Annotated in this window: 7 protein-coding genes; 4 read left to right on the top strand and 3 right to left on the bottom strand. The window is 60.8% G+C overall.

The window, feature by feature from the left end:
• The first annotated feature begins 400 nt into the window (after positions 1-400).
• The 4 genes from NG696_RS21035 to NG696_RS00140 all read left to right on the top strand — a co-directional run bounded on the left by NG696_RS21035 (position 401) and on the right by NG696_RS00140 (position 3,279).
• On the top strand, positions 401-928 hold the full coding sequence (locus NG696_RS21035) for a DUF2199 domain-containing protein (RefSeq protein ID WP_374211160.1): 528 nt from the start codon (positions 401-403) through the stop codon (positions 926-928).
• Positions 925-1,548 carry a suppressor of fused domain protein gene (locus NG696_RS20880; protein WP_252567888.1) on the top strand — a complete coding sequence of 208 codons (624 nt, stop codon included), beginning with the start codon at positions 925-927 and terminating at the stop codon, positions 1,546-1,548. Before NG696_RS21035 ends, NG696_RS20880 begins: the two co-directional genes overlap by 4 nt.
• 119 nt (positions 1,549-1,667) lie before the next feature.
• A complete protein-coding gene (locus NG696_RS00145; protein WP_252573471.1) occupies positions 1,668-2,279 on the top strand; it encodes a hypothetical protein in 612 nt (203 codons plus the stop codon).
• Positions 2,280-2,457: 178 nt separating this feature from the next.
• The gene (locus NG696_RS00140; RefSeq protein ID WP_252567892.1) at positions 2,458-3,279 is read left to right on the top strand and encodes an MBL fold metallo-hydrolase; all 822 of its coding nucleotides are present in this window, start codon (positions 2,458-2,460) and stop codon (positions 3,277-3,279) included.
• A gap of 15 nt (positions 3,280-3,294) precedes the next feature.
• On the opposite strand, the gene NG696_RS00135 is transcribed toward NG696_RS00140, so the two are convergent.
• The 3 genes from NG696_RS00135 to NG696_RS00125 form a co-directional block, all read right to left on the bottom strand.
• Positions 3,295-3,759: a MepB family protein gene (locus NG696_RS00135; protein ID WP_445260422.1), complete on the bottom strand. Its 465-nt coding sequence runs from the start codon at positions 3,757-3,759 to the stop codon at positions 3,295-3,297.
• 275 nt (positions 3,760-4,034) lie between these two features.
• Entirely contained in the window at positions 4,035-4,379 is a 345-nt protein-coding gene (locus tag NG696_RS00130; protein WP_252573468.1) for a hypothetical protein, read from the bottom strand.
• An 858-nt stretch (positions 4,380-5,237) separates the two neighbouring features.
• Positions 5,238-6,047: a hypothetical protein gene (locus NG696_RS00125; RefSeq protein WP_252567896.1), complete on the bottom strand. Its 810-nt coding sequence runs from the start codon at positions 6,045-6,047 to the stop codon at positions 5,238-5,240.
• Between the last annotated feature and the right edge of the window lie 263 nt (positions 6,048-6,310).

The raw sequence follows: 6,310 nt of genomic DNA, 5'->3' as shown, positions 1-6,310 counted from the left end.
ACCATGCCCACGATTCTCCCAGCCGCCCCTACCAGGACATGGTTATTCTGTCGGCGTTTTAAGAATTAGGGCCTGTCATTTCTGACCCACGCACCTAGTAGTGTCCGGTGCCGTCAGAAAAGTTCCCTCACCGACTAACTTCCATGACGCCCGTGTCCGCCGACTCAATCACCGACCATAACTGCCGCATCTTCTGTAGCGCAGAGGATTCATCTTGTCCTCCGAAGCCACAAACGGAATCAACAAAACAGACGGGCTGAGGATTGTCCCGCAAAGGGTTCGGCTAGCGGGCACCAAGGGTGCGGTGATCGACCGGCAACGGGACGATTTGAGAGAGAAGGAACATTGTGAGGCGGTAGGCTCGGCAAGTTGAGCGCCACAAGACATAGAGGGGGAACTAATGGACGGTCATGCGAAGTGGGAATGCGGAACTTGTGGACAGCAACATGCTGGGGTCGCCATGGTGTTCGGGCCGCAGGCGCCAGATCCTTGGTTGCAGGCAACCCAGGCGGAACGCGACGCAGGCGAACTGAACTCTGACATGTGCGTCCTCGAAATCAAAGGCGAGTGGCATTACTTTCTCAGGGGACATATCGAAATCCCTATCCTCGATGTACCTGGTGAAGTTTTCAGCTGGTCCGTGTGGGTCTCAGTCAGTGAGGAAAGCATCCAACAGGTCGCAGACCACTGGGAAGACCCGGCACGTGCGTCCCTGCCCCCATTGTTCGGGTGGTTATGCAACGAATTGCCCTACAAGCAGTCAACCATCTCCACTCCAACCCTTGTGCATAGTAGGGACCCAGGAGTTGTTCCGTTCATTCAGCTCGACCCGTCGGTGGACCACCCCTTGGTCGGAGAGCAGGGTATGGGCATAACGCTGCATCGGCTAGCGGAGATCAATCACCTGGTCGAAGTGGAGGCCCCGTGAGACATTTACAGGATCTGGAAGCGCACTATACGTCCGCTGTCGGCGCCGAACCTGAATTCGGCACGATGACCTCGTTGGAGGGCAACACTGTCGGCATCTTCTACTGGCCCAAGGCATCATCACGGATGGGGGTCCACTTCTACGCTTCCGCCGGCATCAGCGTCCCCGGTCCCGGCGGCCGCGGCCATTCACACACAGTGGAAGTCTTCACCGGCATCAAGCAGGACTCTCCTCAAGTTCGAGAGGCATTCGCCAACCTCATCACGAGCATGGTCTGCAGCACCACGCCGCACCCGGCCTGTCACGGCGTCTTTGTCGCGGGGGACTGGAAAGTTATCGAAGGCCGAAAGTTCACCGGCTGGGTCCTGACCGAACGGCCGGATGAACTCATTCCAGACCTGCAGCTGAAGGACGGGCGCCACATCACTTTCCTTGACGCGCTGCCGGTCTTCCCTGAAGAGGCAGAGTTCAGGCACGGCAACCGAGCGGACGATCTGCTCGGGATGTGGGAAGAATGGGAAGTGAAGCCCGCGGATCTGGACCGGCAGCTGCACCCAAGCCTAAAGAAGCCGAAAAGGACCTCGTGGCTGAGGTCCGCCCGGAATATGGGACGGCGATGACACGGACCAGGGGAGCCGAAACACCGTACCGGGTCCGCCAACAGGAGCACTAAACGTAAAGGCCCCGAGTTGGCCAATGAACTAGAAACCGAATGCTGCAGAGGTGATTGAATGAGCCGGTGAAAGTGTCCTCGTTCAAAGACCCGCTCCTGCTGCGTGCCATCCCTCTGAGTGCCCGTCCCGCCGCTCAACAGACGATGCGGATCCTAGAGCGACCCGAGATCTCCACCTCGGCCTCGTTGATTCAAGACACTAACTGGCACGTGGCCGACTACCCGGAGATCCACGTCGCTGGGGAGCTGATGCAGATCCCCTACCGCATGTACTACTCCTGGCCCGACGAGGACATAACTTCGCAGCTCACACCAGCTGAGCATCTCGTCCTGGCCTGCTGGATGTCGCGCCACCACGACGGGCGGGTAAGGCAAAGGGCACTTTCGCTGATCTTTGCCTCAGATGCCCCGTGGACCATACCCTTCGTTGTTCAGCTCTGCGGCGAATATGTCATCGAATTGGGGAAGGATGTGTTGGCCTTCCTGAACCGGGACCTGCCAGGCAGATCGGTTCTCCAAAGGGCTTACAAGCAATTTTCCAATGAGAACCCTCAGTTCATCAGCCTGACGGAGCAGAGAGCAGCGAGCTATTGGCTGGATGATTACCGCTCCGAAATGGCGCGAGATGAATACCCTCAACTAGCAGCCTTGAGGATTTTGGCACGCTTATTTGACTGATCCGAGGCCGCACAAAGTATACGAAACCAAGAGTCGCGGTCCATTAGCGGACGGCTGTCCCGTTGGGGGTTCCCGTGTGACACAACGGGGATCTCAGCGGGTTGGTATTCACCACGAAACGCGAAGCCGCTAATACCGTCTCGACAAGGGGTTGCAAACCGCAAGCGGAAGGCATTTCATGCTGAAGGAAGTCGCTGAGGGCGTTCTTGTTCACGAGAGCGAGTTCATCCAGAGTAATTCCGTTGTCGTGCAGGGCCGGGACGGTGTGTTGCTCATTGACCCCGGTATAACGGTCGACGAAATGGCGGCCCTCGCGAACGACCTTCGCGAGTTGGGCCAGCCCGTCGTGGCAGGCTTCTCGACGCATCCTGATTGGGACCACGTGCTCTGGCACGCGGACTTCGGCGACGCGCCCCGTTACGGTACAGCCCGCTGCGCGGCCTCTATCCAGGATCTGCTGTCGAACGCGGACTGGAGGGCCCGCATAGCCGAGGGGCTCCCGCCGGAGTACGCCGAGGATATCCCGATGGATCTGCTCGGTCTCATTACCGGTCTGCCCGTCGATACTTCGCAGATTCCTTGGGATGGCCCCACAGTCCGGATCATCGAGCATCAGGCCCATGCCCCGGGCCATGCGGCGCTGTTGATCGAGGAACGCGGCGTCCTCGTCGCCGGCGACATGCTTTCTGACATCCTGATGCCGTTTCTCGACCTGGAGGCAGCGGATCCGCTTGAGGACTACCTCGCCGCGTTGCGGCTCTTCGACAGCGTGGCCGACGACGTTGATGCCGTCATCCCCGGTCACGGCTCGGTCGGCGGAACTGGGCAGCTACAAGCACGTATCAAACAGGATCGCGCGTACGTGCAGGACCTGCTCGACGGCGGTGTCCCCGACGACCCGCGGATCGGCCCATCGGCTCCTTTGGATTGGCTGCCCGACGTGCACCGATGGCAACTACAGCGGCTCGCCCAAAGAGAACGGAACGAGACGCCCGAATAGCGGTCGCCGTTCCGTCTAGGCCACGACGAAGAGTCGGCTGGCTCGCTGCGCATCGAAGGCGGATCCGTCAGCCATCTCGAAGAAGTAATTACACTGCCACTGCTGGGATTTTTTCGCCTGCCGATTCGTCGTAGCTGACCACGGCGGATAGACGCGGAATCCTCGCTTGCCTCCGGCCCCGCCCACGGAGACGACGCCATGCTTTACCAGCGCCGCCTTCGGAAACGCGAATGCTCCGACCCGGGAATCCTCCCGCACACAGACCACCAGCACGTCGCTGTACTCCTCCGCAGGCAGCGGCTCGGTCGACCCATNCCGCCACACCGTCACGAACAAGCCCACCTTCGTCGGGGTCAGCTTTCCGACCCTGAAGCGAACCGGAGACCGACCGATTGCCGAGATCGCGGCACCGTACTCAGCGTTGTCGGCCTCGACTTTGGCGGGGGAACAGGCGAGGCCGAGGTCGCCGAGAACCCTCATCACCATGGCGACATCGGATGGACCTGAACACCAGACATAGAACTCCCATCGAAACGAATCCCCGACAGGAGCGACGGGGCTGCGCGCGAGAGCTCAGCCCTCACTACCCCGACGATATCCGCACTTGCACGTCTACCGGAGAGGCGGTCCTGGACAACGAATCCTCTGGTTCACGAACGGCCCCTAAGGGTTCGATTTGAAGGCTCAAAACGGGACACGTTCTACGGAACGCCATGATGGTCTTTGCTCGACGTTGAACGCGCTCGGAATTCGCGCTACGTGAGCTCCACCAGCCCAAGGCATTCGATGACAACTTGTTCAGGCTGCCGGGGATCGTCACCCCAAATGCGAACCGGAAGTTCCCCAGTGAGGGTCCTGATGCCGGCGATGCGGTCCAAATAGACAGTCTCGATCTCAACAAGCCTGCGGCCCGTCGGAAGGATGCCATCGAAAAGCAGGATCATATTGGGCGAAGAGGGGGCTTCGTGAGTGATTCGGAGTTCAACGTCACCGTCTACGTCGTGTTGGACGGCAAGGGCGAGCATGCTCTCACTTTGCCAAATGTTGGCTATTCCGTCGATGTCCGGAACGTTGGGGTCGTCTTCGGTTATCAAGAGCATTAAGGCATTCGGATATGCCGTAGTTGTCTGAAATAGGGGACTCATATCGGATGGCTCCCTCCCAGTGATTGGTCAACCCAAGCCTGGAGTCCCGGGTCAACGGATCTCGTTGAGCGCTTCGGAGGCGCCAAAGCCCGTTCCATTGGCGAATTCGACGCGGCCTAGCAGGTCGCCCCGGACGATGAAGCACTCAACGATCATGGCGCCGAATGACGATTGCTCGTAGAGGTCCGCGACTTATCTAATTCGACTCCGAGTAGACAATCTCGATTGCGGTCGCTTTCCCGGCCGGCCGGCCGTAAATCAGCGCGTAACGCGAGTATGGCTCCGGCCGTCCGTCTCTCGTGAAATGGTGGTCCTCCCAGCGAAGGAAAACCTCGAATGGGTGGCCGTCTGCGTTCCTCGCCCCCCATTCGATGACGTCCGTAACCTGCTCGGCCTCAGTCACATCCCATTCATCCACGTACCAGGCGAAATGCAGGCGGCGGGGTCCAGAATCGAACTCTGTAAATCGGCGCGGAATCACCACCCCCAACTGAATCACTCGAATCAGCTCGGACGCTACGCATAGGCCGAGCCTACGCCCAGGGACGAATCTGAAGAACGGCCGGCCTCAACAGCGCGGCCGGCGAGCCGCGACGGCAGGCTGATCACCCGATGATGGCGCTCCCCGTGCGGCCCCGCCCGAGGACACCGCCAACGGCAATGACAGAAGCTAGGCGCGCTGCCTCTTCCTTGAACGTGCTGACGCCCAATCGGAATCGCTGGCGAGCTTCTCTTAACTCCCGAGTAGGCCAGCTAGGTCTGGAGCTAGGCTTCAATCCAGGTTGAAATAAGCCCAGGGCACAAAAGGCCTGGTCATGCCTCGGCCTGCGGCAGCACCAGCAGGTAGCCCGCTGGCAGATCGCTGCTCCAGCGTCGCGGCTCGCGGACCACGAACTGCGTCGCCAGCTGCTCGGGGCTGAGCAGGCTGTTGGGCGCAGGCGATGGACCCCACTGCCCGCTTCCGTGCGGGTAGAGCGGATCCTGGACGCGTACGCCGGTAACCGAGAACTCAGGGAACTGGTCGGGATCGCCGAGCGACTCGAACCCGCTCATCACCCAGGCATGGCGACCACTCCACATGACCAGCCCGACCGGCCGGTCCGTGTCGGAGATGGCGCGCGCAGCGGTTCGCAGCGCGTCCTCGTAGTCGGCGATGCTGACGACGGCGTATGACCCCATCCCCACGTCAGTCAGCACCTCGGCCCAACCCAATGGGTTGGCACCGTTGAACGAGTTGGACGACCGTGCCCGCGCCATCTCCCATAGGTCGTTCTGCTGAGCGCGATCGGCCCACGTGCCGCCCCCCGTGTCATCGATGAGGTTGTGCGCGATCTGGATGCTCGCCGCAACACACCAATCGAAGGTGTACTGCGGCACGAAGTCCCCCTCCTGGTAGAGGTTGAGGGCAAACGCCTGGGGCACCGCCGTTGGCGTGGGAACTTGCGTCGGGGTGGGGTCCGGAGTCCGGTGAGGGGCGACGTCGCCAGGCGCTGGCCGGGCCGAGGACGTCGCTATCGGTCGATCGGTGGCGGTCTCGTCAAAGCCGATCGCGGGCGCGCACGCCGTGAGGAGCGTCGTCAGGGAGACGAGCCAAGCCAGAAGACGGGCAGGGGCACCGGTCATGATCGAAAGTCTAGCGCGATGTGGCCAGGGCGTTGGTTACTTGAAAGGCGTCTGCCTCATCATTTTCGATCCGGTCGAGGCTCCGGTCGGCAGCGAGCAGGCGGGCCGCATCCACAGCCGAAAAAGATGACGCCGGACACCAGCGCGATAGGGCCGGCAGCCTTAGCTAGGTGCGTGGGTCAGAAATGACAGGCCCTAATTCTTAAAACGCCGACAGAATAACCATGTCCTGGTAGGGGCGGCTGGGAGAATCGTGGGCATGG

It is taken from the genome of Pseudarthrobacter cellobiosi (assembly GCF_023913755.1).
In the GTDB taxonomy this organism is placed as follows: Bacteria; Actinomycetota; Actinomycetes; order Actinomycetales; family Micrococcaceae; genus Arthrobacter; species Arthrobacter cellobiosi.
This window is presented reverse-complemented; position numbering and strand designations above follow the sequence as displayed.